The organism is Nostoc linckia z4 (genome assembly GCF_002608075.1).
Classification (GTDB): Bacteria; Cyanobacteriota; Cyanobacteriia; order Cyanobacteriales; family Nostocaceae; genus Nostoc; species Nostoc linckia.
Window position 1 is genome coordinate 1 of record NZ_LAHA01000008.1, and the last position, 24384, is coordinate 24384.

Here is a 24384-nt window from a genome sequence, read left to right on the forward strand (position 1 = left end):
CGCAGCATTTGATACTTTTATTGGCAATTGGGATAGGAAATCTGAAAATTTGATGTATGACTCTAAAACAAATTCATTTAACGGCATAGATAATGGATTAGCTTTCACGCGAAACCTAGTCTCAAAAACTCTAGATAATTTTAAAAATTTAGATGTTGGACAAATCAGTCTGTCAGAACCAGGGCGAACGCATCTAAATGTAGTACATGCTTACTAAAAAAGCTTGGTCGCGTGTGTCAGGGAGGTTGAGCGATCGCTCATTGATGGTAGAGTCATAGTAAAAGTAGAACCTAGCCCCAACAAAGCGTGAAACTCAAGGCTAAAATTACCATTGCCGACCATTTTGCTGTGATGTCAGATCCAAGAATAGATCGCACGAAGCGGCACAAGTTAATTGATATTTTGACTATTGCTATCTGTGCGGTGATATGTGGGGCGGACAGTTGGGTGGCAATTGAACTGTATGGCTGCACGAAGTATGAGTGGTTAAAAACGTTTTTGGAGCTACCAAATGGTATACCATCACACGATACATTTGCGCGGGTGTTTGCTCTAATTAATCCGCAGGAATTTCAGTTATGTTTTTTAAACTGGGTGAAATCAGTGCACAAAATAACTGATGGCGAGGTTGTTGCAATTGACGGGAAAACTTTATGTGGTTCAAGGGCTCAAAATAGTGACCAGAGCGCAATTCAAATGGTAAGTGCATGGGCAACTACAAATAAATTAGTGTTGGGGCAGGTAAAGGTAGACTCTCAATCGAATGAAATCACGGCAATTCCAGAATTATTAAAAGTATTAGATCTATCTGGATGTATCGTGACAATTGATGCAATTGGCTGCCAGAAAGAGATTGTGAAGTTAATTACAGAGCAATCAGCAGATTATGTAATTACTTTGAAAAAGAACCAAGGCAATCTTTATGATTCAGTTGAATCATTATTTATAACAGCGATAAGTAAAGGGTTTGAAGGAATTGAGCATAGTACATATAAAACAGAAGATAAGGGGCATGGTCGTGAGGAGATTCGGCATTATCTGATGTTATCTGAGATTCAAAAACAACTTGACCCAGAATCAGCTTGGTCAAACTTTAATAGTGTTGGGATGGTAGAATCTGTACGAAAAGTAGACGGTAAAACAGAGGTTGAAACTCGTTATTTTATAAGTAGTCTTCAAGGAGAAGCTAAACAGTTTGGTAATTCTGTTCGTAGCCATTGGGGGATTGAAAATTCACTGCACTGGGTATTGGATGTAGCTTTAAGAGAAGATGATTGTCGAATTAGAAAAGACAATGCACCACAGAATTTTGCAGTTATAAGGCAGATTGCGGTCAACCTTTTAGGTCAAGAGAAGCGTGTAAAACGAGGAATCAAAAATAAACAGTTCCTCGCAGCGATGGATAACGACTATTTACTAAGAGTTTTAGCATTAGCTTAAAATAGTACATCAAAAATTGAATTGAATATTTCATATTAAAGATTTATCGATTTTCTAGATAAATATACTTTTATGTACCCCCTAATTGAATAGTTTTCTTATTAATGAATTGCTCATTCAGACGAAGATAAACTAATTGGTATTTTCACAACAAGTTTGATTTACTTTGCTTATCATTCCATCAACTTTTACAGTTATCTATGTCATTTTGTAATCTTTCTTAACGTGAGTTCGGGTTAAGATGAGGTGCCAGAAAGCAAATTGTGATCGATGGCGATCGCAGGCTTCTTAGGTTGGTGGCAGTAAGCGATTAAACCGCAGACAATGTTGACTAGGCAGTTGACAGGCGATCGGTGACGGGAATGCTCAATCTGGGAGATATTCTTGAACTGGTCAATGATGGTCTCAATGATCGAGCGTTTCCTGAGCAACAGGCGATCGCTCAAGGACATGAAGCGATTTTTCATGTTACGTTTGAGTTTGGTGATTAGTTGTATCCCAACACTCTCGAATAATTGTTTTGCTAATTTTTGAGAGACATAGCCCTTGTCCGCAAACACTTTGCCGAATAGCATTTGCAGCAATTTGGGCACGGGGATACGGTCATCGGTATTTCCTGGAGTCAGCACAACATTCAGCAATTCTCCACGATCGTTGACCACTACATGGAGTTTGAAGCCAAAGAACCAATCAACTGAAGTCTTGCCGCGAGCAGCTAGATTTTGGAACACCCGATGTTGATTGATCCGCCGATTGTGACAGACTTTGAGACTGGTCGAATCCAAAAAACTGATGCCTGTACAGGAGCCAAAACAGGAGCGCAGATAAGCACACAAAGGCAACAGGGTACTAGGCATCCATTCCACAAAGCGATGGTAGCTGACCAAACCGGGGAAGTATGCTTGCCACTGAACCTGTACTTTATCCTGGTAATAGGCTTTGAAATTCCGGTAACAAGACTGATGAAAGCCGATCAGAATTGTCATGATCTCGCTCAAACATAGACTGCGATCGCGCTTTCTTTTTTGCAGCCCATTACCCAACAGTTGGCGCTCCCACTGTGGTTCAAAGGTTTGACAGAAGTCATCGACAGAACAGAATAGTTCTTCTAGAGTGAACATAGGGCAAGCAGATGGATGAGAATTTAGCACTTTCAGCCTACCTGTTTTGCCCCTTTCTTATCCCGAACTCACGTTTTCTTAGTTTTTATTAGTAAATAAGATGCGTTCGCCCTGTTTTTATCTTCTACGGTAAGGGTGGAGAGTTTGCTTCTAATCGCTTGGAAAGTCAGGAGTTATCGGTTTTATCTTTGCATCTTTTGCAGATATGTTTGGTCTATGTGAATACTTTGATGATTCAGAGTGTACTGGAGCAGAAACATTGGCAGCAAAAGTTAACTGAAGTCGATAAAAGAGCAATTACTCCTTTGATTTTCAGTCATGTCAATCCCTATGGTACATTTAAGCTTGATCTCAACGAGAGAATTGCTGGTTTGACACAACAACTGGTTGCTTAATCCCTCCAGAACTTTTCAAATCTTTGAGGTGACATTTGAGTATAACGAACTGTGTGGTGTATATTCTTATGTCCTAAATAGTCTTGAATTGCTCTGGTATCATGACCTTGGGCAGCTAAATAGTAGCCACAAGCATGACGTAGTTGATGAGGATGAACTGTCCAAGCGATTTGAGCAATTTCTCCCGCTCTGGCTATGATATGACGGATTGAACGGGTTGATAGAGGTGCTTTGCGTTCGGATACAAAAACGTAACTCGAATCGGGGTAATCTCTTTGAATTTGACGCAAAGCTCTCAATTCGGGAGAACGTAGAGGATGAATGCTATCATGACCATTTTTGACACGATGTATTTCTATATAACCTCCTACTAAATCTATCTGCGACCATTTCAAAGCCACTAATTCGGCAGTTCTTAGTCCGTGACGAAACATCAATAAAATGATTGCTCCATCTCTAACACCATGACGACCTACTTTTTGAGCAGCAGAAATCATGGCGTTGACTTCTGATGGCCGCAGATATTCTCTTTCCCTGATAGATGATTTTTTGGATGGCGGAGTATTTTGAGAAAATATCTTTGCCGAAAATGGATGTTGGATAGTGATAGATAGCATGGGTCAAGTCCTCATGCTGAGGTCTATATTTTCATTGTACTTTGCCTAAAAGGAGACAAACTAGGCAAAGTTCTCATTTGTATTTCTTATCAATTACCCCTCAAAAATCGGTCATTTTTACAAAACTTTACAAGGCTGCACCTGGTGACACGAACCTTCTATTTTCGCCGACACCTGGGGAAGTGATGCTATTGAGTTCTTAGATACAGTCAGATGGGGTGATGCTGATGGGTGAAATTAACGATTTGCGATTTACTGCTACACCAGAGGACTTGGCCAGATGGGAGTGGTTTTTTAAGGAAATGGAGAAACGCGGACTGATAACCATTTTTGAAAAATCTAACCAGTATGCAAATCGTGGCGACTCGAAGCTAAAGCGACAATATTTCAAAATCAAACTAAATGTGGACAATTCTGAGTAGTACTTGTGTAGGCATAGCCCGCACTTCTCTTCTTAGGCTGCACCAACGACAAAGACATCGCTTTTCTTGGTGTGCGCCTTTCCATATTGTTCTAGTAAAGCTTACTAGAACAATATGGGTTGGGTTTATGTTTATTCCTTGCTCTCATCGTCAAAACTCCATAGCAGCACTTCAATTTCTCGCTGCAATGCCTCAATACGCCTACGGGTTGCTAACCCTTGTATTGCTACGTTGTATGCCAAGGTGTCAGGCTTCCCTAGATGCATGGTTTTAACCTTGCCGCTTTTCTGGTAGTCCTTGCCCTGGCTTAACCAGAACGCTTTTTGCTTGTCGTTCATCTTTGCCGGGAACACTGGGTAATGACTCCACAATTTCCAGTATTCATAGCAGCCGTAGAGTTTTTTCACTTTGTAAGTGCTGAGGTAGCAACCAGCTGGGGGTACAAATCCACTGCTCTCTAGTTCTCGTACCTCAGCCCGCAGCTGGTCAAGTCGTTGGCGGCGCTCTTGAGACTTGACCTTTCTAAATTCTTCTGCCTTATTTCTAATCTCGTTTCTGTAAGCAGCAGCAATATTTTCAGGCGCAGGCGTGGGCATCACAGCATCTCTGTACATAGCCCAAATTTCTAAGTTCACCTTTTGGAAATCATGCCACCCGTCGATAGTTAAATCTTGAATCAGCTGTAGTTTGTAGCGCCAGTCATTAAGTGTTGGTTCCCAATACTCAATCATGGCTTGTTTTATACCTTCCAAGTTTTCAGGCTCATCTACTAACAACCACGCGATCCGAACATCGGACATCGCCGCGAGATGACTATATTGACTATTGGCAATCCACTTTTGATTTAGATTTAGTGTGGAATCTATATACAGTATTTTGTTGTCTGCCCCTATGCAGAAGTAGACTGCTGGTACTGCTGGAAGTGTCGCCCGATTTCCTAATGAGACAGATGGTAGTGAGAGAGGATCAATCCCACCTGGGGGTGGTAATGGTTGTGTTGTACTGTTCATCTGACAGTTGGTAGTAGACAAAATTATTCTAGTAAACTTTACTAGAACATTATAGGCGGAAATTCCTTGATGCAATTACTGCTTGCCTAGCTTCAATTTCTATTTTCAATAAGAAAGTAAGTAGCTATACAAAAACATGAAACACTTAAATGATTTATGATTTTCCCAAACGTTGTTTATTCTGAGTTATGTGAGAAAATTAGCTTAAGGATATTTGTTCATAAAACTGCGAACTGTCAAGATTAGCCAACTGGACAACTTATAAATCGCCATTTGGTCTAGCTGCTTCCAGATCAAGCCTTGTTAGGCTAACTGCTAAGGCAATCAGCTTTGAGTACCTATGGCTACCAAAACACTGACCAAACCTAAGCAAAGACAAAATTCTCAAAATCGCTCATGGGAAAACCTGACAGATCGCCGCAAACTCCGCCATATTGAAAACATACTGGATAAAGCGATCGCATCCTCAATTCAGGATGATTCTATCCAGTCCCACGAAGACTTTAAAGCCTATGTAGAAAACTACAGCCAGGAATCGGGTAAAGCCCCTATCACAGTAGAACTTTGTGTAGGAGGTGGGGATGATGACGAGATTAGAGGCTATCGCTTCTACCTCACCAATGATCCGAATCACAGAACCAGTGGTAAGTACCTGATTAAAAACCTCGAAGGAATTACCAGCAAAGATGAAAACTACTTCACCCCTTCTAACATTGCTGAAATTTGCGGTTTTGCTGAAACAGAACTAGACGATCTCGATGATGAATTAGAAGATGACCTACTCGATTTAGATGAAGAAAAAGATGATATAAACGACGAACTAGACGACCTATTAAATGATGATTTAAACACTAAACTAGACGACCTAGATGACTTAGATGAAGAAGACGAACCATCTGTTAGTCGTATTAGCGCAGCCCAAACTAAAACTCAAGCCAAAACTTCAACTAAAACCCAAACTAATTCTCAGCCTAAAACATCCTCTAAAACTCAGAACAGAGCTAATACCAATAAAACTGCTGCTAAAAACTCCAAATCCAGAGAACCTTTGGACGAAGCTTCGCGTTTAAGTGCCACAGCTGCCACCAATGGACGAGAAGTGAATGGAGTGAATTTAGCAGGATTAGCAGGACAACTGGCATCTCTGGGAATTGCGGTAGGACAAGGTGTTTTGGAACAGCTAGCAGCCGAGGCTGATGAAAAGCGGCTTGAACGAATTCTCAAAGAACTGCAACAGCAGAATGACCGCGTAGATAACATAGCCAGTCGCTTGCAAGAAGCAAAGCCGGACTCACCAGAGTCTCAAAAGTCTCAAGATTTTCAAACTGTATCTGAAAAATCAGCCGCAGAAAATCCACTGGCTGTAGCTGCTACCAAAATCGGCTCGAAAGTAGACAATCTTGGTGACAAACTAGACCCCAAATACCAATCACAACCATTTGAATTAGATAAGGATGCCAGCGTCAGCGAACAGCTTGACCAAATTGAAGCCTACCTGAAAGTTCTCTCCAAGCGACTTGACCGTTTAGAAATGGTAGTTAGCCGATTGGAAAAACAGATGGCAGCACGACAAAATAATTCTACTGTTGTCGAGTCAGAAACTGATGCAGATATTGTCCAACCTAACTCTGCTAACCAGCCACCAGCAGACGTTGACATTTTAGAACATCTGACGAAACGCCAAGCACAGCAACAACAAGCTGCCTGTGCTGATGCTTTAGTGGGGTTTGCCAAAGTTGCTGGTGAATTATTTGACCAATCACCCCAAGCAGGTATCGCCGTTTCCAGTAACAAAACTTTATGGGTAGAAGCACAGGACAAACAGGTAGCGATCGCCTTAGAAAATACCCAAGGTGAAACACTCTTTGCTGGTACTCGCACTCAGGGAAAGTGGGCGATCGCACAAGACAATCTTAGCCCTGATGAAAAGACTGGCATCTGCAAACTGCCACAGTCGAAAGAAGAATACGCCCTAAAAGCCAGTACCCAAGCATTGATTCAAAAATTTCAAGAACAACTACCTAACCGATTTAACAGCAACAATGAACCGACATTCACCTGGACTGAAAAGGGCAAAGTCAAGTACGAGTTTGAAGTAGTAAAACTGCCCAATGGTACACAGCTACTTCAAGGATTTAACCCTAATCGTAACGATGAACAAGTACTTGATGCCGTTTTAGTACCAGGGCAGCCGCCGGAGATTTTGCAGTGCAGCATTCCCCTGCGTGAGATAGACGCGCTACTGGACAATCAGCAATCAACTCGCTCTACCCAAGCCCAGACTGATAAAGATACTGCAAAACAACACCAGAAACAAACTCAAAGAAAAGCCAGCAAACCAGAAATGCAAGTTTAATTCTACCGAGAATAGAAAAATGAACAACACAAAATCTCACATTTCTCAGTTCAAACTGCTGCCATCTCGTCAATTTTCAACCAACTTGAGAAACCTGAAAATCAACCGCACAGACTTACTTTTCATTTTACTATGTCTTGCGATTGGAATTTATTTGTTAGCTACCAAACCCATATTCGTCAGTATTTTGGGATGTGCCACCATTGTTTTCTTGAGTATTGGGTACATAATTCGGACAGTACCAATTCTAGAAAAGTATTTAGGTAGAAAAATTCGCTTTTGGCATATTGTTGCCGCCATTATAACTGTTACCGCTTTACTTGATACCTTTACAACTCCAGCCCAAGCTATTTTCTTAAGCGGGTTAGAAAGCTTCTTCAACAATCTAGCCCAACAAAGTTCCCAAGCAGGAGGCGGTTCTACTAGCACTTTGGATACAAACGTTGTTGGTTTGACATTTAACCTCATCCGAGGTGCATTCTTGCTGCTGGTTGCTGCTGCTTCTCTATTTGCCTATAACCAAGCACAGCAAGGTAACGACTGGCGGCCGATTGTTACTCAAGTTGGTCTAGCGTTCTCCATCGTAATTGCCATTGATGTCATCACTTTCATATTTGTCGGTAATGGCACAGGAACAACAGCCATAAACTAAACCCAACTTGAATTTTATACCCACTAAATAAGAATTCAGAAGTCAGAAAATATTCGTCAGAATTCATCAGTGGGGGATGAGCGCGGAAAATCGCAACGGCAGCCCTCGCAGTTGGTATCTGTTAACTACTAAGTAGCGTCACTTTCCTCTTAGACTCGCCACTATGAAACTTGACCACTCAATAAGCTGTCGCACCTACAATTTGCACTTTTTGTCAACCGTAACCCTTGATATATCGAGAATGTTTTGGAAAAGTAAAGACGCGACAGCTTATGCAGATTTAGTGTAGTGTTTCACCATTCATCTACCACTCCTACAGAATTCAGCATGACTTCTGACTCATGACTCCTGAATTATTTCTTGTTAAATAGGGCTGTCAAAGATGGCAGATTCATAACATATTGTTCAGAAAATTTAGGCGGTGTCAGTTATTGAGAAATTTTGGAAAAGCTGAAAAATCCTGCTAATAGTTACTCAAAGCAACTTTGAGAGGTTCATGACAAGAAGAAAAGTCTTATTCTCTCCCTTATCTTCACTTGTTACTTCTTGGTTGACAGACTATTAATGCAGCACCAGAGAATTACACAAATATGGCACAAGACAATCGAGAATTCATCAAAGTCAATCGGATTCTAGGCAAGCAAGCCAGCATTGGGCCAATTCCGGCTGAACAGCTACTTCCTTGGATTGCCATCATTGTAGTTTGCTATGTTCTCACCAATGGTTTACTCAGTTTGGGTATGGGTTGGTTCTTTGCCACCTCCTTCTGGCTAATTATCAGTTGGTGGATTCTCACAGGCAAACAGCCCCATCAGTTTTTAGATCGATGGCGTAATCCACCGGGAACAGAGTGGTGCAATAGTAACAGTATTTACATCTCACCAATTCCTGAATATCGACCCGCTTGGGTACGTCGGCGTTACGCAGACTCGCAAGTGCAAATTCGATTCAAGCCACTGATTGTACCGAATCAATATAAAGGCAAAAGTAAGTTCATGCCCTTCCAAAATGAGGTAAACATCTGCTGTATTGCAGAAATTAAGAAAGATGATCGTGAAGTGGCTGCCCTGTTATTGGATAAAGGCAACTCTCAGTATCAACTCGTGTTTGGGTTCCGCATCGCTGGACTGCATGACATACTGCATGAAAATGAGGTCAGCGAATTTACCCGCTCTATCGAAGAGGGTTTGAAAGAACTACCCCCTGGTGAAAAAATTACCTTTTGTACAGGCTGTTATAGTGATGATACCGAGTCGTATCCCCTACGAACAGGCTCTGCCAAGGAAGTACCCCAGAAACGCCAAACCCCACTAACTGCCTTAGCAGACGATTGCCACTTGAAACCAGTTTCTGTGCTGCTTCGCAACGAGCAATTGCGGGTGGAACAACTCAAGGAAGCAGGTTCTCGCCAAATCTGGAACCAAATCGCCTTCTGTACTTGGACAAGCGATGATGAAGCTGGTTCACAGCAAAAGGATTTCGTGGGTGGATTGATTGAAAAATGTAGAAAATTCGGTTCTTGGGCAGTTGAACAAATTACAGGGAATAAGCGCATTTACCAAGAAGAGTTTTTTAAAAAGCTATTACTGCAAGGGTTTCAGCAAGGATTTATCCAGTGGGAATTACTGCTCAATACCAAAATTGGCTTAGAAGTAACACCTTGCAGTGCTACAGATTTGTGGCAGTGGCTTTGGAATCGATTTAATGAGGGTGCAGCACCTCCTATTCCTCAAGTTATTACACTGAAGGAGACTGAGACGGGACTGGAGTTAACGGAAACCCTAACCACCGACAAACACATTTGTACATTACTGATTGAAGGACAACAGGGACGTTCTGCTTGTCCCGAACATCGGGGAGATAATGACCGAGTTTACCTGAGAGGTAAAAGCAAGGTTTGTGGAGTCATGGTCGTAACAGATCCCCCCGTTGGTTGGTCTAATGCCCAAGACCAGCTAAAGTGGGTCTGGAAAATCCTTGCTTCCAGCTACGTCCACGATACAGAAGCTTGGGTTGAAATTAGCCGCAGCAATGACTTCTTTATCCAAGACAACCTGGCGCGTCAGGCAAAACAATCCAAAACAGCCCGTACTTTAGCCATAACCAAAGGACAAGGACGGGACGTTGGAGCGGAAATCAAACAGGAGGAATCCTTTGAAGCCCAACGACGACTTTATGAAGGGACAAAAGCGTTGCACTGTGCGCCTGTATTTCTAGTTTATCGTCACAGTGCCCAAGAGTTAACCCACGCTTGCAACTTATTGGCTAACAGTTTTGAGACTGCCAAAGTCATTCGAGAGCGTAATATTGCTTGGGAAATTTGGCTGCAAACTCTGCCGATTACCTGCAAATGGTTGCTGCACGGAGGTAATCTCAGCGAACGCAGAATAACTTTAGATACCCATACTGTGGCTGGAATCATGCCTTTAACTGTCCCCAAGGATATCGATAAACAAGGTGTGGAATTCCTTACCAGTCGTGGTGGCAAGCCTATTTATGTTGACTTATTTCACCAGCAGATTGGACGCGCTCTAATTACAGGTACTTCCGGCTCAGGAAAGAGCGTTTTGGGATGGCGCTTTGCTCTAGAGGCATTAGCGAACAATATTCCCGTTGTTGGTATGGATATCTCTGCTAGTGGTAACAGCACTTTCAAGACGGCAATTGAACTTTTGGGCGAGCAAGGAGCATATTACGATATTTCCAGTGGTAGCAGTAACCTACTGGAACCGCCAGATTTGCGACGGTTCGACAAGTCAGAACGGGAACGGCGCATGGAATCTTGGAAGGACTTTATTCGCAAAGCATTAACAGCGATCGCAATGGGTAAAGTCAAAAATCCTCATCTAGCTCAACGGGTTGATGCCTTACTAGTCAAAGCTTTGGACGTATTTTTAAAAGACCCAGAAATTATTACTCGCTACAACCGAGCCTTTGAGATGGGCTGGCTTTCACCAGAATGGCAGCAGATACCCACGCTACCAGATTTCATCAAGTTCTGCACTAGAGAGCGCCTTAATCTCAGGTCGTTTGAAGAAATTGACCGACAGGCACTCAACCAAATCCAGAATCAGGTTAGTGCTTTACTCGCATCTAGGTTGGGAAAAGCGATCGCTCGTCCCAGCACTTTTTCCCCGTTACCGGCGATTAAATTCTTTGCCCTCAGTGGATTGAGTAACGAACAGGATGCTTACTTGATGGCAATTAACGCCCATAGTGCCTGTATCCGTAACGCCCTATCCCATCCCAAGAGTTTGTTTATTGGCGATGAGCTTTCCGTATTGTTACGTAAAGATGGCTTTGCCCAGATTATAGGCGAAACCTGTGCCACGGGAAGGAAAGAAGGCATTGCTGTTCTGCTGTTGTCCCAAGACCCGGATACCATTTGCGAGTGTTCGACAGGCGCTCAAATTATGCAAAACATGACCTACCGGATTACCGGACGTATTACCAGTAGCGGTATTGCTTCTTTCCAACAGTATCTGGGCTATCCCGTCAATATTATCAGTCAGAATGCAACTGAAGCATTTTTGCCCCGTACCAGCGACCTTTATTCCTGTTGGCTAGTTGAAACAGGTGGTAGATTCTGGCGTACCCGCTTTTACCCTGGAGAAATGATGCTGGCCAGTGTTGCCAATAACCAGGATGAACGGGAAGCACGAGAACGGGTGATGGCTCAGTATCCAGATACCGCTAAAGGCAACCTGTTAGGACTGAGAGCATTTACAGATGCTTACATTCCTGCTTTGAAGGAAAACAAAGGGTTTAAGCATATTGGTCGAGAGATACATCAAACCGCTGCATTGCGCGATTGGGTACACCCAGCCAAACCCAACCAAAGCAGAGCATCTCTGCAAGGAGAAGGCGATCGCCAAGAGAATAACGATGGCCAACAGGCTGAAAGTAGCCTGATTGCAAGTTGATATATCTAAAAACTGCATTAAGGAAGGTGAATCATGAAATCTAAACTTACCTTTATCAGATTGATGGCACTAATTCTAATTTTGGAACTTGGTTCTATCGCCAGTCCAGCCCTTGCTCGTACTCAAGACAACGGTCGAGATCCAGTAGCTGCTGCTGTTAATAACAAAACTACTGGTAGTAGTATTTTCACCTCAGACACAGCATCTCAAATCAATGATTTTGTGGGAGATGTCAAAAATTTCGCTCAAAATGACCTATTTAATCCTCTTGGCAATCTGCTCAATTCTGCCTTGGGTGCAATTCAAATTCCAGATTTAAACAAAGTTTTGGCAGGAATTATGAACGGTTCTGCCAACAACGATCCTGGTGCCGTGCTATCTGAAACTTTGGAGAACAAAACCAATGGTCAAAGCTCTTATGGTATCCGTGAAGACCTTGGTAAATACGCTACTAGAACAGTTGCCACAGAGATCGCTAATCAGGCTACTTTGAGCCAAACAGCCCAAAGTCAGATGGCTCAAATTAAGCAAGCTACTCAACAAGATACTCAAGAAAGCGTCAGCTTGGGTGAGGAATCCCAAAGTTTAGATGTCACCCAACAGATTTTGCAAAACCTATCCCAACAGACTGCCATTACCAGTCGCGTCAACGAGCGAATGCTTATTGAAGCCCAGCAAGCACGCATTGACAGGGCATTGAGTAACACCTTAACCGCTCAAACAGCCAAGGAACTTTCAGCCATCAATACTGCCGATCGCCGTAAGAGTGTTGCCGCAGGCAATGCTGCCACTCAACAGGCGGGGTTATTGATCATGCCTGGTGGCATTACCCTTGGTTCTGACAAGCAGTAGCTAGCAATTGGAATCTTAGAGCTAGTACCGCCGTGAAGTCCAAAGTCAAAAAGCTAATTAATCGACCTTTTTAGCTATTTTGTAGCAAGTTTTAAGAGTAGGGATATGGTTGGTCTATTTATGCCGTGCTGTACTAGCTCTAAGTAATTAATTAGACATTGTAAATCAATTACAACTTACGTAAAACCTTTCACTTCCTCGTGTCTTCCCTTCTCTACGAGAGGCTGCGCCAATGGGACGATCCGCGAACTTATTCCTTATCCGTAAGTCCTGTCAATTTTAGCTGCGATCGCTAACGCTTTCGACACTCATGATCCACATTATTGCTCAATCATTTCCAGTAACAGGCGGAGAATCCGATGCCCTAGAAATTATCTCCAGTTCTTTAGAACTTTCTCGTGCCACAGTTGAGTCGTGGAATACCGTCTGGCTAGTTACTTTAGATCCGCTCGGTTCGGCATTATGGATTGGCTTGATTAAATTGGGCATCACCTTGGGAGCCGCCAGCATCTTATTTGTGGCGCTGACCACTGGTAAGGAAATCATTGAAAAGCAATCATGGTCAGAACTGGCATCAATCTTTGTTTGGCCTATCGTGATTATGATTTTCTTGGGGGCCAACGGCAATATGCTGGCGAAGACAATTACTGTTATCCGAGGCTTTGCTTACAACCAAGTACAAAGCGTTCTTCAGCTTCAAGTTGGTGAACTAACATTTCGAGATGCTATTACCAATGTGGCAATTAGCAATATCGCTAGACAACAGCTAGAAAACCTTTATAGCGAATGTCAAGGAAAAGTCGGTACAGAGTTAGTTGAATGCTGGAACTCAAAGCAAGCCCAGGCACAGGCAATTGTTACCAAAGCTGAAGAGCAAGCTAAATCTCCACTCCAACCACTACGAGATTTTGGTAGTTTTCTCTGGAGTAGAACTTTACCTGGTCAAATCGGTACTGCTGTTCAGTTTGCCAACGATCCAGGTAGTGTATTTCGAGATACTGCCATCCCCATTATTCGCTTTATCCTGTATGCCCTGCAATGGGGCTTTGTAAATATCTTGGAAGCTGCTCTGTTGCTGACGGCATTATTTGCGCCGATCGCAGTTGGTTTATCTTTGCTGCCATTACAAGGTCGTCCTATTTGGGCGTGGCTGACAGGGTTTATTTCCTTGTTTGGTGTTCAACTTGGTTACAACATTTTAGTGGGTTTAGCAGCCGTCGTGCTGGTGAAGTCGGGTGCTGAATTAGCATCTGATGTAGCATTTTTATGTTTCCTGAGCATCTTTGCACCAGTTTTGGCGGTATTGATAGCTGGAGGTGGGGGAATGGCGATTTATAACGGTATTTCTGCCAATGTCAAAGGCTTAATCGATATTTTTAGCAGTGCCATTGGAACTGCAACCAGTATTGCTCTACTCCGCAGGGGGTAATACCAATTTTGGATTTTAGATTAAAAACCTTTAACACAAGGCTGTTCGGTGGATTTTCAAACAATACTACTTATGCCAATTTGGTATGACTCTGCAAATTAAACGACTTCAAGCTCCATTACTTCCGGAAGCCAAAAACCTCCTGGCTATTTGTTTTCTCTGTCTAACTGCATTTAACGGTCTGATATTTTTGTTGACTCTATTCACCGCTTTCAGGGTCAATAAAATTGCCGATCGCAAGACGACTTTTGCCCAGTTGGTAAATGGCGAGACAATCTACATTTCCGAGCAAGACCGCAACTGGCGTTATCCAGCTGTAATTCAAAAGGTAGTTAATGACTGGACAACCCTAACATTTAACTGGGATGACAAACTCACTGGCACTAATCAACCAGACCAAGGCATTCAAGTTGGTAGAAATGGGCGGATTCCTACAAATACTTGGTTTGCTTCCCTGCTGCTAGAACCGGAATTTGCCAAAGCTTCTCTACCGAAGATTGCCGAATTAGTTCCTACTAGCTTCTTTTCAGGTCAGCTGCGTAGCACCACTATTATTTCCTATCTGTCAGAACCAAGAGCAGTACGACCTGGGGAATGGGAAATAGACATGATTGCTACCCGGATCTTAGTTGACCGTACTACTGGTAGAGATGAGCGTATTCCTTTTAACCGCACATTTACAGTCCAAGCAGTTGAGATTCCCCGATCTCCTTTAGGTAAAGATGCCCCCCTGGTAGAACAGAAAATTTATGAAGTGCGATCGTCTGGACTGCAAATTACCAAGATGGTTGAGTTCAATTCTCAGCAACGACGCTAAAGGAAAAGGGTAGAATTATGACTAATTCAAATCAAAACCATGAATTTGACTACCTAAACGAAAATTCTGCTGATTATTCGCCGGAATTTAACAGTACTAACGGCAATCATCGCTCTACCCAAGCCACTTTGGTCGCTGATGATGATATCAGCCCTGAAGAGGAGCAGTTGTTGGCAGGTTATAACCCTACCGCAAATCACCTCATTTCCGAAGAATATCGCTTGAAACAAGATGCAGAAGGAGCAGTAGAGCGACCGTTAGCAGAAAAACCTAGTGTTCGACTAGGTTCAGTAGTTGCCTTAGTGGGAATCGTTATTGGCTCTGTAGCACTGATCTGGTTTGGATTTCTCCAACCGAAACCTCCTGTCAAACAAGTAGTTCAAACTCCTACTACATCTCCAAAAGGCGAACCAGTTTTGGATGAATCTGCCGAACTGAAAAGCAGATTAGCCTTTCAAGACCAACGGCAACAACTCAAAGTGGAACCTGTTGCGGCTAAATCCCCAAGTCCAACCCTACAAAATAAACCCAAACCAACGCCATCTCAACCTCAAAGTACAGCACCTCAGACTTTTTCACCGCGCACAACTCCTACATCACGCATAACACCAATAACTCCTGTAAGAATTTCTCAACCTGCGCCCCCAGTAGTGCGGTATATTTCTCCAAATCCTGTTAGATATCAAGCTTCAACACCAATACGACAGCCTGAAAGTAATGTCGATCCTTTCCAGCAGTGGAGCCAACTAGCTAGTCTGGGACAGTCGCAAATCGGTAACTCTAAAGCAGCTGAAACTCAGTCAGAAGTTGCTGTGAACACTCAAATTCCAACAGGCTCGAAACCAACAGCTAGGACATCCATTTCCACTCCTGAAGACCCTGGTATTCAAACAGTTTTAATTGGCTCCAAAAGCACTGACAGTAAAACTGATAACTTGACTCCAGGAATGGTAGGTATCCTCAATCGCACCCCTGTAGCTCTAGCCAATCTCAATGTAAATGAAACTAAAGAGGTAGCACTGGGTACATCTGCTCCAGGTAGGATTATCATGCCAATGATTTGGGATCAGGGAGGGAATAATAAGAGCGATCGCTTTGCTATCGAGTTAACCAAACCTCTCACAGCCACAGACGGCACGGTGGCACTCCCGGCTGGTACTGTTTTAGTAACGAAAACAGTGGCAGTAGGTAAAAAGAATAACTTAGTATCTGCTAGTGCGATCGCGCTTATTTACCCTGACTCCCAAGGCACGGTCAAACAGGAAAGCATTCCGGCTGAGACTCTGTTAATTCGCGGTCGAGGACAGCAACCGTTAATTGCTAAAAAGCTGAATGATGTGGGGACAGATATTGCCCAACAAGATTTATTAGTTGGATTACTCAGTAGTTTGGGTAAGGTGGGAAGCATAGTGAATCAGCCCCGCACTCAATCTAGCACTGTTGTTTCTAGTGGCACTTTTAACCAAAGTACTATTACTAGTAACTCTAATCCTCAGATTTGGGCGGCGGCGCTAGAAGGCTTTTTTAGTCCAGTCAGTGAACGTCTGTCTAGACGCTCTGACCAAGCAGTACAGGAATTACTAGAACGTCCAAATATCCAGTTTTTACCTGAAGGTACAGAAGTCTCCGTTGTCGTCAATAGTTTTTTGAAAGTTGAACGATGATACCAATTTGGTGCGGGTAGTCAGCAATTTAAAATTCGGCGTTGCATAAATGCGGGATGAATTGGCGGTTGAAACCATTGAAAATTCCTGACAAATTGGACGAAATCATCCCCTGATTCACCAATGCTTAAAATTCAAACAAATTGGAATCAATTCATATACAGCATCCTGGCTATTGAATAGATACAAACTGAACGTTCTACAACTTAATATTTGAGATTACTGGAACAGCCTATAAGTCAAAACTTCTAGTCCAAAATTAAAAATTGGTATGAAACTATTTGCCACTCTTGTTATTACTAGCACCACAATACTATTTGGGGTGACGATACCTGTTGTACAGGCACAAACTCCTGCATATCGCTTGATTGAACGGGATACAGCTGCAAGCAGTAGGATTCAGGTTCAAGTTACTCCAGGACGTGCTACGCCCATTAGCTTCACTCAAACCGACGAGGCGATCGCCTACATTTTGGTAGCAGATCCTTCACGACTGGTCTACACCACAGATACAGATTTAAAAAGCGGACGCGCCACAACCATCTTTCTGCGGGCAATCCAACCGCTAAAATTTCCAGGGGCTACCACCACTGCCATTACTAACTTACTTGTCCAAACTGTAGACAAAACGGGACAAAAACGACTCTACAACTTCGATATCGTTCCAGTGCGTAGAAACACTGGTTATATTGGTATTCAGATTGCAAATGCGATCGTCGTACCCCTGCGGGGAAGCAAGCTACGCGTAGCGGACGCACCAGAAGACGTTGCCGTACCCCTATGGGGAAGCAAGCTACGCTCCCGCTTTGCGTCTCCGACAGGAGAAGGCATCGCCTCCGGCACTGCGCGTAGACGCAAAGCGGCTTCTGAAAGTAGCGCAATCGCCGGACAGCAGACACTATTGATAGATAAAAATCGCAGAGCGAGAGTAGATGATATTGAAACCGGGCTGAGAATTGCTATAAATCGGGGTTACACCAACACAAGCGATCCAGTTGTTCCTAAAGTGCAGCAAGTTTTAGACCTGTTGCGAAATAGCAGAATAACAATCCCAGAAGCAGCTAAATCTGTTGGTGTTCCAGTTGAGGTTATTTCTGAATTAGGAAGAATCGCCTTAAATGACCGCCTACTCAAACTAGGACAGCAACGCTAGAGGTGATGCACTGGTTAAAATAGAAAGGAATTGACATTTGATCAAGTTTTTAACACCTCAATGATCTTATCCACGAGTTCCATTGGCTCAATTGGCTTGGTAATAAAAAGTTGAAACCCTGCTTCTAAAATACGTTGCTCATTTTTGGCTCCAGCAAATGCGGTAAGAGCGATCGCCTTCGGCATAACTTCGTTTACCGCAGGAATTTGTCCCCCTTGCTCTATAGTGCGGGAGCGAACCTGACGAATTAAGGTAAAGCCATCCTCATCTGGCATACTGATATCACTAATCAGTAGAGCGGGCGATGCCTGGGTTGGGCTACGCCTACGCTGTTCTAAAAGTGCCAATGCTTCTCTTACTGATGCTGCCACTAATACATCTGCCCCGGCGCTTTGGAGAACAGTCTGCATTAACATCCGAGCATCTGCATCGTCATCCACAACCAGAATGCACAAGTTCTGCAATTGGGCAATTTCCTTATTGCCATGCTGCAATTCTAGTACTACTAGTTCCTCATTACTCAACTGCCCTGTGATTTTCACAAGAGGTAGCCTTACCGTGAATGTCGAACCCTTGCCGAATCCCGCGCTGGCTGCTGTGATATTGCCATTGTGAAGTTCTACAATATAACGAGCGATCGCAAGTCCTAACCCTAATCCACCAGCAGAACGAGTAGTGGAAGCATCACGCTGACTAAACCGTTCAAAGACGAATGGTATAAATTCTGCTTCTATGCCCCTCCCTCGATCAATAACAGTAATCTGAGCTTGAGACTCAACTTGTTCCAACCTCACCTCTACACTTTCATTCTTAGAACTAAACTTGATTGCATTTGAAAGCAAATTCCAAACCACTTGTTGTAAACGAATGGCATCACCTAAAACGTTGGACACAGCAGCATCAAGATGTAACTGAATTTGAATGCCTTTTGTTTCGGCTGACAATCGAATAGTATCTACTGCTGACCGAATTACACTTGCTAGGTCAACAGGTTCGATTTCCAAATTCATCTCGCCCTTCTGCATCCTAGCCAGATCCAACAAATCGTCAATTAAGCGAACTTGTAGACGAGCATTTCGCTCAATCGTTTCCAGTCCCTCAATTTTCAGTGCTTCATCCATCTCAGATTCAGTTAGCAATAGTTGCGCCCAACCGTGGAGATTATGCATGGGAGTACGTAACTCATGAGACAAGACAGCGACGAATTCATCCTTTACTCGATTTATTTCTGCCAGTTCTTCAGTCTTTTGTCTCAGTTCTTCCTCTACACGCTTTTGTTCAGTGATATCAATGCCGATTAAAAATGCGGCTCTGTTCTGGTCATATTTTTGAGCCACAATTAAATAGCTACGATCTGCGCTTATCGATTTCAACTCATATAATGCTTCAGATTCATCTCCAGCAAAGAAATTTTGCACGAATTCACGAAACCCATTACCACTAGCTAAGAAACCAATATCCTGACCAACAAAAGCTTCGGGAGACAAATTAAAACTATCAGCTAAGTGCTTGTTGACACCTAGATAGCACAAATCGGAACTGACCCAAGATACAATTCCAGGTACAGCCTCCAGTACAGTCTGCAACTGATCTCTAGCAGCTTGCAATTTTTTTTCTGCCTGGTTGCGCTGGGTAATATCTAGAAATATACTTACACACCCCCGCACTTTTCCATCTTCATCAAATAAAGGGGCAGCATACTGCGACAGGTTAATTATGATACCATCATCACGAACCACCTCAATCTCAGAATCCAGTATTTCCACCCCATGAGTGGTAGCATATTGCATAGCTAGTTCTTTTGGAGCTAGTTCTCTGCCATCCTGGTAAACTTTAAAGTTAGTTGGACGTTCATCATTAGGAGCGCTGAGAGAGGCATTTGCGTCAACAGGTATGCCAAGCAGTTTGGCAAGAGCTGGATTAGCTCGAATAGTTCGGCATTCTGGATCTTCTGCAATGGCAATGCCAGTTGGAATCACCTCTAACAAAGTTTGTAATTCTTTAACTCGTCGATTTAAAGCTTGGTTCAGCTTAATAATTTTTGCTTCTGCTTGTTTGCGGTTCGTGACGTTTTGGAAGATTGCCAAGCCTGTCAGAATTTTGCTATTTTCATCTTTGACTGGAAAAGTTTGTACTAGATAAACTTGATTGTTATAAGGGATTTCAATACACATTGGACTACCCTGTAAGGTACTACGGTAAACTGGTTCTATCAGTTCGTAAGTCTCAGGGAGAACAGTTTCGTGCAGCGTTTTACCTTGAAACTCTTCTTTTGGTAAACCAAAGATTTGCAGTTCTGTACCCTCAGCACCCATAAAGCGCATATCTCGATCAAAGAGAAAAACTACTCCATTGGGTAGATTTTGGGTTAATGTTCGGTATAGTTCTTCACCTTGACGGAGTGAACGCTGACTCTGTAATAAATCTTTTAGATTGATTTGGGCTTTTGTTTTATCAGTATCTGACTGCTGTTTACTTGACTGGAAGTTATCAGTTAGCGCACTGATTAATAGACCCTCGATAACAAATAATACAAATTCCAGACTATCGAGAGTAGAAGATGGATTTGTAAAAAAGTAATGACTAGCTAAAGCAGCCAAAAACATTGATGTCAATCCTGAAATGATGCTACCGTACCAAGTACTTATAGAGATAGCAATCAGCCACAAGCTGAAAGAACTTGTGATTACAGTTAGATGCTCTAGTCCCAGCTTTACTAGCAAGGTTACTCCCACACTGAAAAATGCAATCCTGTAGGGCAGGTATTTTTGTTTGATAAATAACATAGAGATGGGAGCAACGGGATAGTATTTTGTGAGGCCGGCTAAAAAACGAGCAATGTCTACGGCGGGCCACGCCTACGCTAAAAACTATTTTCAGTATATTAGAATATTCAGTATATTAAAACACGTACTAATGCGTAGTAAGATTTACTAGGTCTAATGTATGGTGACGAGCGCGAAAATTTGTAATAACAAGAATTAGCAAAACACCTGCTCAACATCTCGGAGACGATCTGGCAGAGGTGGCATAACTGGCTAGACGATCATACGTACTGGCTTATACATTCTGCACTCATCCACGGTGACTTACACCCAGGACACATCTTGGTTGACCGAGTGACTGGACTACTGGATTGGACAGAAGCCTCGGTTGCCAACCCAGCAACAGACTTCGCTCTTTACTACGCCATTTTTGGTGAATCCGCACTCTCTCATCTACTTCAGCAGTACCAACAGTCTGGGGGTCAAGTTTGGCCTCGAATGCACGATCGCATCGTCGAATTGTATTGTGCCTACCTTGTCATGATTGCAATGTTCGTACTGCGAACAGGTGAAGAATCTTACATAGAACTAGCACAGATGATGCTGTCCACACATGAACAGCAAATGGTTGGTTTGGGATATTGATTGCCGATGATGCCGAATGGATATGGAAATATATTCCTCGAACCAGAAGGAGTGTTGTTTTTCGGAGAAGCAAAACCAACAGCTATCGCTGCATTGAGTGGATCAATTAATGGAATTAGCGAAGCGATGATGATCCAAACACTTCCTACTTTCGCTGCAACAGGTTCTTTTCCATTTCAACTCACTCAGCAGCAGCAAAAAGCTTTAGATGCAATGTGGACATTTATACAGCCAACTGTGATGGCTGCTTTATTTCTACTGGTTGGCTATGCTGGAACCGGCAAGTCAACTATTGTTTTCCAACTAGTTAAAGTTCTTGTCGCTACGGGTAAGCGAGTTGTACTGACTGCACCCACTAATAAAGCTGTAGGTGTGCTGCAACGCATGGCGGCAGAAAATGGTGTAACTGGGGTAGAATTCTTCACCATTCACCAGTTGTTAGGACTGGGTATGGTAACTAGAGGTAAAGAGAAAGTACTTGACCAAACTGGGCCTTCTTACATCAATCTATTTGATGTTGTCTTTATTGATGAATGTTCCATGATTGGCAAACAACTCTGGCGCTGGATTGAGGATGTTGCTAACCAATCATCCACCTGGACAAAAATCAAAATTATTCTCATGGGCGATCCAGCACAGTTAAATCCAGTTAATGAAGGAAAATCCCCTAGTTTTCAAGTGCCAGATAAAGCAGTATTGACTCAAGTTGTGCGTCAAGGAACTGGTAGCCCTTTGTTAGAGTTTGTCACCGCTTCTCGCTATGCAGTCACCAAGAGCAAGTTTCCTTTTGAGCCTTATGCCAAATATCTGCCTGATAAAAGTAATGGGGCGCTGATGGTTAAACGTCAAACTTTGCTGCGTTATGCCTGCAAAAAGATGAAGATAGAATTTGCTCAAAACCCAGATTGTTTCCGAATTTTATCCTGGACTAATACTCAAGTTGACTTTTACAATCAGCAGATTCGCACACATTTATATGGTGAAAATCTCAATCGCTTTATTCCTGGAGAAAGATTAATCACCAGAGATCCTGTGATGGCTCCTGATGGTAAAACTACGATTCTTTCTACATCTACAGAGTTTACTGTTTTAGATGTCTTTGGGGATCGTTACAACAACTATGATACTTGGAGGCTAAAGGTAGAAACAGATGAAGGGATTGTGCGTCAAATCTATGTTCTGCATGAAGATGAGCAAAAACAATTTGACCAAGAAACCAAACGCTTACTCAAAAGTGCCAAGCGTAATCCCTTTCTGTGGAAGCAGTACTACAAACATTTAGAGCAGTTTGCCAACATCAGAAACTGCTTTGCATTAACTGTTCACAATAGTCAAGGTAGCACTTTCTTAGAAGCGGGTATTGATGGTCAAGATTTGAGTAAGCGACTTTATCCAGAACGAGGAGATGACAGTAAGGCAGTCCTGGCAAAGATTAAAGAGTTTAATCGTTTGTACTATGTTTCTAGCTCACGGGCTAGACAACGGATATTAGTTATCCGGTGATAATTTTGTATAGCAATCTCGACACAAAATTCCGATTAATCATTCGTGAACAATGAGAACCCCGATTTATCTAATAAATCGGGGTTCTGTGCCTTGTAATTTTCACAAATCAAATAAGCTAATGAGCATTTAAGTTGCATGAAAGCAGGGATTAAGCCCTTACTATAAGCGAATAAATCTGTAAAAACAAATGACGATTAGCTTATGATTGCTAGATTATGAAATCGAAATAGATAATGTATTATGAAACGTTTGCTCACTTTAATAACTGCTTACTAACTATAGAAAAACTGTCTTCCTTTTACAATATTTCCGCAATAATCTGATTTTAACAGCTTTTTAGTCTCAAATTATTTTTTAAATTACAATCAAATATATTTATATTTAGTAACTATTTAAATGATTTACGTGAATAAATTTATAGCCCAACTTAGTGGCGAAAAGGTAAAGCTTACGCTTTATTTTACTGAGATCAAAAACATTATTATTCCTAGTAAATGTGGTACAAGCAGTGATTACAAATTCAAGCGAAACCTTTCTAAAAGACGCTGTTGTTGAAAGATATAATCTCTCTAAGTTGAATAAAACTCGTATCCGTTTCAAAATTCAGTTAAAGAAGACAACCAAGAGTAATGCTCCAAAATGGACAGATGTTCTCAAATATTCTCAAGATGAACAAGAATCTGACTTAGTGAAGGTCACAACCTCAGAAGTTGGTTTAAAGGGCATCAAAGTTTTCAAAGCTTTAGACGAAGCAGCAAACCAACTAAGGCAAGAAATTGCTTCAGTCCAAGAATGGATGAATTATGACAATGGTGATTGGATTTGTTCTATAGACTTAGCGCCCTTGGTCTGGAATCAACTAATCGGAATTCGAGATAATATTGCACCTGTTTTACGCACTCAACTGAAAGAAGAGTATGAAAAGGGGTACACCGACTATCAAGAACGTATTGACAAATTTCTCTCACTCAATGCTTGGCAGTTATCTGTAGAACAACAACAAGAAGTTAAGCAGAACTTAGCCAAAGCTTTTCCCTGTTTAGAGGAACTAGAGGACTATTTACAAGTAGTAATTGGTCGTCCTGTCATTATTCCCGCCATCAGTGAACAATTGTCAGAGAAACAAGCTGAATGCTTAGGGCAAATAAGTCGGTTTATCGAACAGTATGACAGAAATTTAGAACAAACACTGAGGGAATCAGCGATCGCTCTCGGTGAACAACTAGCAGCCCAGTTGCTCGAAGATTTGAGTAATTGGGAACCAGGACGCAAGCCAGTCAACTTCAAGAAAAAGATGGAACGCCATTTCAAAAAAGTCCAAATGCTTTTGGCTAACGCCAGTTTTGAAGCAGGTAGCAGCCTTGGACAAATGATGGCTCATCTAGAAAATGTTCTTGAAAACGCTTCTGTGGATGCCAAAAAGCTGGATTCACAAGGGCGTTCTCAGTTGCAGGAAAAAATGGATGAAATTTGCTCCAAGCTTTTGGATGAACAACGCCATCTTCAACGATTAGCAAGTGATGAGGGTATGGGCTTAACCAGAGCTACAGCGATGTCTCTCAAACTTCGCTAGAAAAAACAATCAAGAACGTGTCTGTATCGTCGTTGATCGAAAAC

Annotated in this window: 18 protein-coding genes and 1 pseudogene; 15 read left to right on the top strand and 4 right to left on the bottom strand. The window is 42.4% G+C overall.

The genetic code is table 11. The annotated features are described in order from the left end of the window. Together VF06_RS41980 and VF06_RS09115 are read left to right on the top strand one after the other, a co-directional pair. A partial coding sequence (locus VF06_RS41980; RefSeq protein WP_218964532.1) for a hypothetical protein occupies nucleotides 1-217 on the top strand: 217 nt, incomplete at its 5' end. Between the two features lie 89 nt (nucleotides 218-306). Beyond that, nucleotides 307-1440, top strand: a complete 1134-nt coding sequence (locus tag VF06_RS09115) for an ISAs1 family transposase (protein ID WP_099068934.1) — start codon at nucleotides 307-309, stop codon at nucleotides 1438-1440. 236 nt (nucleotides 1441-1676) lie between these two features. Here VF06_RS09115 and VF06_RS09120 read toward each other — a convergent pair whose 3' ends face one another. Further along, nucleotides 1677-2561 (bottom strand): IS982 family transposase, encoded by an 885-nt coding sequence (locus tag VF06_RS09120; protein ID WP_099068933.1) that lies wholly within the window; start codon nucleotides 2559-2561, stop codon nucleotides 1677-1679. Between the two features lie 116 nt (nucleotides 2562-2677). Here VF06_RS09120 and VF06_RS09125 point away from each other — a divergent pair. Beyond that, nucleotides 2678-2956, top strand: a pseudogene (locus VF06_RS09125) (Tn3 family transposase); the annotation flags it as partial. Here the strand turns inward: VF06_RS09125 and VF06_RS09130 are convergent. Continuing rightward, the gene (locus tag VF06_RS09130; RefSeq protein ID WP_099066967.1) at nucleotides 2953-3573 is read right to left on the bottom strand and encodes a tyrosine-type recombinase/integrase; all 621 of its coding nucleotides are present in this window, start codon (nucleotides 3571-3573) and stop codon (nucleotides 2953-2955) included. The pseudogene VF06_RS09125 and the gene VF06_RS09130 sit on opposite strands and share 4 nt — an antisense overlap. A gap of 227 nt (nucleotides 3574-3800) precedes the next feature. On the opposite strand from VF06_RS09130, the gene VF06_RS09135 reads away from it, so the two are divergent. Continuing rightward, the gene (locus VF06_RS09135) at nucleotides 3801-3995 is read left to right on the top strand and encodes a hypothetical protein (protein ID WP_244917947.1); all 195 of its coding nucleotides are present in this window, start codon (nucleotides 3801-3803) and stop codon (nucleotides 3993-3995) included. Nucleotides 3996-4126: 131 nt separating this feature from the next. Here VF06_RS09135 and VF06_RS09140 read toward each other — a convergent pair whose 3' ends face one another. Then, nucleotides 4127-5005, bottom strand: coding sequence for a hypothetical protein (locus tag VF06_RS09140; RefSeq protein WP_099066966.1), 879 nt, complete (start codon nucleotides 5003-5005; stop codon nucleotides 4127-4129). A 340-nt stretch (nucleotides 5006-5345) separates the two neighbouring features. Here VF06_RS09140 and VF06_RS09145 point away from each other — a divergent pair, with 340 nt between their 5' ends. The 8 genes from VF06_RS09145 to VF06_RS42545 all read left to right on the top strand — a co-directional run bounded on the left by VF06_RS09145 (nucleotide 5346) and on the right by VF06_RS42545 (nucleotide 17851). Next, entirely contained in the window at nucleotides 5346-7361 is a 2016-nt protein-coding gene (locus VF06_RS09145; RefSeq protein ID WP_099066965.1) for a hypothetical protein, read from the top strand. 19 nt (nucleotides 7362-7380) lie between these two features. Continuing rightward, nucleotides 7381-8013 (top strand): hypothetical protein, encoded by a 633-nt coding sequence (locus tag VF06_RS09150; RefSeq protein WP_099066964.1) that lies wholly within the window; start codon nucleotides 7381-7383, stop codon nucleotides 8011-8013. Nucleotides 8014-8603: 590 nt separating this feature from the next. Continuing rightward, complete coding sequence (locus VF06_RS09155) at nucleotides 8604-11936, top strand: putative type IV secretion/conjugal transfer ATPase (protein ID WP_244917948.1); 3333 nt, start codon at nucleotides 8604-8606, stop codon at nucleotides 11934-11936. Nucleotides 11937-11969: 33 nt separating this feature from the next. Then, complete coding sequence (locus VF06_RS09160) at nucleotides 11970-12788, top strand: hypothetical protein (RefSeq protein WP_099066963.1); 819 nt, start codon at nucleotides 11970-11972, stop codon at nucleotides 12786-12788. A gap of 310 nt (nucleotides 12789-13098) precedes the next feature. After that, on the top strand, nucleotides 13099-14217 hold the full coding sequence (locus VF06_RS09165) for a hypothetical protein (RefSeq protein WP_099066962.1): 1119 nt from the start codon (nucleotides 13099-13101) through the stop codon (nucleotides 14215-14217). Between the two features lie 85 nt (nucleotides 14218-14302). Further along, on the top strand, nucleotides 14303-15034 hold the full coding sequence (locus tag VF06_RS09170; protein ID WP_244917949.1) for a hypothetical protein: 732 nt from the start codon (nucleotides 14303-14305) through the stop codon (nucleotides 15032-15034). 17 nt (nucleotides 15035-15051) lie between these two features. Beyond that, entirely contained in the window at nucleotides 15052-16698 is a 1647-nt protein-coding gene (locus tag VF06_RS09175; protein ID WP_099066961.1) for a TrbI/VirB10 family protein, read from the top strand. 271 nt (nucleotides 16699-16969) lie between these two features. Then, nucleotides 16970-17851, top strand: a complete 882-nt coding sequence (locus VF06_RS42545) for a hypothetical protein (RefSeq protein ID WP_244917950.1) — start codon at nucleotides 16970-16972, stop codon at nucleotides 17849-17851. A 41-nt stretch (nucleotides 17852-17892) separates the two neighbouring features. Here the strand turns inward: VF06_RS42545 and VF06_RS09185 are convergent, their stop codons facing one another. Next, a complete protein-coding gene (locus tag VF06_RS09185; protein WP_099066960.1) occupies nucleotides 17893-20637 on the bottom strand; it encodes a hybrid sensor histidine kinase/response regulator in 2745 nt (914 codons plus the stop codon). Between the two features lie 228 nt (nucleotides 20638-20865). Here VF06_RS09185 and VF06_RS09190 point away from each other — a divergent pair, with 228 nt between their 5' ends. The 3 genes from VF06_RS09190 (at nucleotide 20866) to VF06_RS09200 (ending at nucleotide 24340) form a co-directional block, all read left to right on the top strand. Next, nucleotides 20866-21261: a phosphotransferase gene (locus VF06_RS09190; protein WP_278047039.1), complete on the top strand. Its 396-nt coding sequence runs from the start codon at nucleotides 20866-20868 to the stop codon at nucleotides 21259-21261. 6 nt (nucleotides 21262-21267) lie between these two features. Further along, a complete protein-coding gene (locus VF06_RS09195; RefSeq protein WP_244917951.1) occupies nucleotides 21268-22764 on the top strand; it encodes an ATP-dependent DNA helicase in 1497 nt (498 codons plus the stop codon). 499 nt (nucleotides 22765-23263) lie between these two features. Continuing rightward, nucleotides 23264-24340: a hypothetical protein gene (locus tag VF06_RS09200; protein WP_099066958.1), complete on the top strand. Its 1077-nt coding sequence runs from the start codon at nucleotides 23264-23266 to the stop codon at nucleotides 24338-24340. Nucleotides 24341-24384 lie beyond the last annotated feature (44 nt).

Coding starts and splice junctions, on each gene's coding strand:
- VF06_RS09120 (WP_099068933.1), bottom strand. CDS start 2,561: ATGTTCACTCTAGAAGAACTATTCTGTTCTGTCGATGACTTCTGTCAA.
- VF06_RS09130 (WP_099066967.1), bottom strand. CDS start 3,573: ATGCTATCTATCACTATCCAACATCCATTTTCGGCAAAGATATTTTCT.
- VF06_RS09135 (WP_244917947.1), top strand. CDS start 3,801: ATGGGTGAAATTAACGATTTGCGATTTACTGCTACACCAGAGGACTTG.
- VF06_RS09140 (WP_099066966.1), bottom strand. CDS start 5,005: ATGAACAGTACAACACAACCATTACCACCCCCAGGTGGGATTGATCCT.
- VF06_RS09145 (WP_099066965.1), top strand. CDS start 5,346: ATGGCTACCAAAACACTGACCAAACCTAAGCAAAGACAAAATTCTCAA.
- VF06_RS09150 (WP_099066964.1), top strand. CDS start 7,381: ATGAACAACACAAAATCTCACATTTCTCAGTTCAAACTGCTGCCATCT.
- VF06_RS09155 (WP_244917948.1), top strand. CDS start 8,604: ATGGCACAAGACAATCGAGAATTCATCAAAGTCAATCGGATTCTAGGC.
- VF06_RS09160 (WP_099066963.1), top strand. CDS start 11,970: ATGAAATCTAAACTTACCTTTATCAGATTGATGGCACTAATTCTAATT.
- VF06_RS09165 (WP_099066962.1), top strand. CDS start 13,099: ATGATCCACATTATTGCTCAATCATTTCCAGTAACAGGCGGAGAATCC.
- VF06_RS09170 (WP_244917949.1), top strand. CDS start 14,303: ATGACTCTGCAAATTAAACGACTTCAAGCTCCATTACTTCCGGAAGCC.
- VF06_RS09175 (WP_099066961.1), top strand. CDS start 15,052: ATGACTAATTCAAATCAAAACCATGAATTTGACTACCTAAACGAAAAT.
- VF06_RS42545 (WP_244917950.1), top strand. CDS start 16,970: ATGAAACTATTTGCCACTCTTGTTATTACTAGCACCACAATACTATTT.
- VF06_RS09185 (WP_099066960.1), bottom strand. CDS start 20,637: ATGTTATTTATCAAACAAAAATACCTGCCCTACAGGATTGCATTTTTC.
- VF06_RS09195 (WP_244917951.1), top strand. CDS start 21,268: ATGATGCCGAATGGATATGGAAATATATTCCTCGAACCAGAAGGAGTG.